Annotated in this window: 2 protein-coding genes and 2 pseudogenes; all 4 read left to right on the forward strand. The window is 55.2% G+C overall.

What is annotated here, in order from left to right:
- Positions 1-450, forward strand: a pseudogene (locus Q7T06_RS04685) (response regulator); the annotation flags it as partial.
- Between the two features lie 120 nt (positions 451-570).
- Positions 571-978, forward strand: a complete 408-nt coding sequence (locus Q7T06_RS04690; RefSeq protein ID WP_304781027.1) for a heme-binding protein — start codon at positions 571-573, stop codon at positions 976-978.
- Positions 979-1247: 269 nt separating this feature from the next.
- Positions 1248-2402, forward strand: a complete 1155-nt coding sequence (carA, locus tag Q7T06_RS04695) for a glutamine-hydrolyzing carbamoyl-phosphate synthase small subunit (RefSeq protein ID WP_304781030.1) — start codon at positions 1248-1250, stop codon at positions 2400-2402.
- Positions 2395-2822: pseudogene (carB, locus tag Q7T06_RS04700) on the forward strand (carbamoyl phosphate synthase large subunit); the annotation flags it as partial. The gene carA and the pseudogene carB, both read left to right, overlap by 8 nt.

Genomic DNA, 2822 nt, shown 5'->3' on the forward strand with positions numbered 1-2822 from the left:
GATTCCGCCCGTAATTTTGCCGAGCGTGTCTGCCGTGCGATCGCACATGCCAATTTGATCAAGGATACTCAAATGGTTTTGATTGCAAGCTGTGGCGTCGTCTCGATTACAGAATACGATAGCGAGCTTGCGGAGCCAAAAGGCACGCTGCGGAACATGCGGATGATAGCGAAAAACCGGGCCTTGCTGGGTTTGCAAAATGCGATTACCGGTGTGATCGGCGCTAAAGAAGAAGTGCTGCTGCGGCAGGGCCGGAGTGTGCCCGCCATGGTGGATGATGCCGCGACGTCGACGCTGTCAGCGGAAACGACTGATTTGTCGATAGATCTGGCCACCCTGCTGCGGTGGATCAAGGATGGCAAGGAAGAGCAGGTACTTGCCCATATAGGAAAGCTGTCGGCCGAACTGCAACCCCTGGTCGATCTGCTGTTAAAGCAGCAAAGAAGCTAGCATGGCCTGTTAGGGATGGCCATCGCTGGGCACGGCTATTTCGAGTTGAAAAATATCGATTCCGCGATGACTGTCCGGATAGCCTGACGTACAATTCATGCTTCTTTGACAGGAGACACCATGCAATCAAAACAAATACTGACGCTTGATGATGTAAAAAAAATCGCGGCAGCAGCAGAAACCGAAGCCAGCCTGAACAAATGGGCAGTCACGATAGCCATCGTCGATGATGGCGGTCATTTGCTGTGGTTGCAGCGCATGGATGGCGCCGCACCGATTTCATCGCATATTGCGCCGGCCAAGGCCAACACTGCGGCATTGGGCCGTCGTGAATCCAAGGTCTATGAAGACATCATCAATAACGGGCGTTTCTCGTTCATGACCGTACCGGTGCTGGAAGGCTTGCTGGAAGGCGGCGTACCCATCATCGTCAACGGCCAGTGCCTCGGCGCCGTCGGTGTCTCGGGTGTGAAATCGAATGAGGATGCACAAATTGCCAAGGTCGGCATCGCTGCGATAGGCGCCTGATACAGTCGCCTTGTTTTGGCAGACTGACATCGCAGGACTTCACTTAAACACCCCCGCAGCGCCGGATTCGGTTGCCAGTCGGGGGTGTTTTGCACTATAATTCGGCGGTTTAGCTAATTTTACTCCGCCGTAGCGCATACCCATTTCCCATCGTCTAAATAAGACTAGTCCTAACCCTGGCTTGAGCATGACGCGCAAAGTTTGCGCGCGGGTTTCGAACGGTCGATCTGGCGCAGCGCAGCGGCGGTAACAACATCAGGAGTTACCCCTTGCCGCCATTCTTTTCTGGCCCTACAGTTCCTGCTATCCTCGCGCTAGCAGACGGGTCGATTTTCAAAGGTTTTTCGATAGGTGCGCCGGGCCATACGGTCGGTGAAGTCGTTTTCAATACGTCTATGACCGGTTATCAGGAAATCCTCACTGACCCGAGTTACAGCAACCAGATCGTTACCCTTACTTATCCCCATATCGGCAACACCGGCGTCAATGCCGAAGATGTCGAGTCGAGCAGGATTCACGCGGCTGGCTTGATCATCAAGGATTTGCCTATCCTGGTTTCCAACTTCCGTTCGACGCAGACGCTGTCCGATTATCTGAAGTCCGAGAATATCGTCGGCATTGCCGGCATCGATACCCGTAAATTGACCCGCATCCTGCGCGAAAAAGGCGCACAAAGCGGCGTCATTCTGGCTGGTGAAGATGCGACGGTGGAAAAAGCACTGGCGCTGGCGAAAACCTTCCCGGGTCTTGCCGGACTTGATCTGGCCAAGGTCGTATCGACCAAGCAGTCGTATCAATGGACTGAAACTGAATGGCAGCTGGGACAAGGCTACGGCCAGCAGACCGCGCCCAAGTTCCACGTCGTGGCCTACGATTACGGCGTCAAGTTCAACATCCTGCGCATGCTGGCGCAGCGGGGTTGCAAAGTTACCGTGTTGCCGGCGCAGGCATCTGCCGCCGATGCACTGGCGCTCAAGCCGGACGGCATTTTCCTGTCGAATGGCCCTGGCGATCCGGAACCGTGCGATTACGCGATTGCGGCCGCCAAAGAATTGATTGAACGCGGCATCCCGACCTTTGGTATTTGCCTCGGTCACCAAATCATGGCGCTGGCATCCGGCGCCAAAACACTGAAGATGAAATTCGGCCATCACGGCGCGAACCATCCAGTGCAGGATCTGGATAGCAAAAAAGTATTGATCACCTCGCAAAACCACGGCTTTGCAGTCGATGCAGCAACCTTGCCGGCAAATTGCCGCGTGACTCACGTTTCGCTGTTCGACGGTTCGCTGCAAGGTTTTGAACGCACCGACCAGCCGGCATTCTGCTTCCAGGGTCACCCTGAAGCATCGCCAGGCCCGCATGACATCGCCCCCTTGTTTGATCGCTTTGTGGCGATGATGGAGAAGAATAAAAATGCCTAAACGCAGCGACATTAAAAGCATACTGATTATTGGTGCCGGCCCGATCGTGATCGGTCAGGCTTGTGAATTCGATTACTCCGGCGCACAGGCTTGTAAGGCCTTGCGTGAAGAAGGCTACCGCGTCATTCTGGTCAACAGCAATCCTGCGACCATCATGACCGATCCTGAAATGGCCGACGTCACCTACATCGAGCCGATCACTTGGCAGGCAGTCGAGCGCATCATCGACAAGGAACGTCCTGACGCCATCCTGCCGACGATGGGCGGCCAGACGGCGCTGAACTGCGCGCTGGACCTGCATCACAACGGCGTACTGACGAAGTACAAGTGCGAACTGATAGGCGCCTCGCCGGAAGCGATAGACAAGGCGGAAGACCGCTCGAAGTTCAAGGATGCGATGACCAAGATCGGTCTCGGCTC

It is taken from the genome of Herminiimonas sp. (assembly GCF_030645555.1).
Lineage (GTDB): Bacteria > Pseudomonadota > Gammaproteobacteria > Burkholderiales > Burkholderiaceae_D > Oxalicibacterium.

Bases quoted from the DNA above. Each gene is read 5' to 3' on its own strand.
- Q7T06_RS04690 (WP_304781027.1), top strand. From the start codon at position 571: ATGCAATCAAAACAAATACTGACGCTTGATGATGTAAAAAAAATCGCG.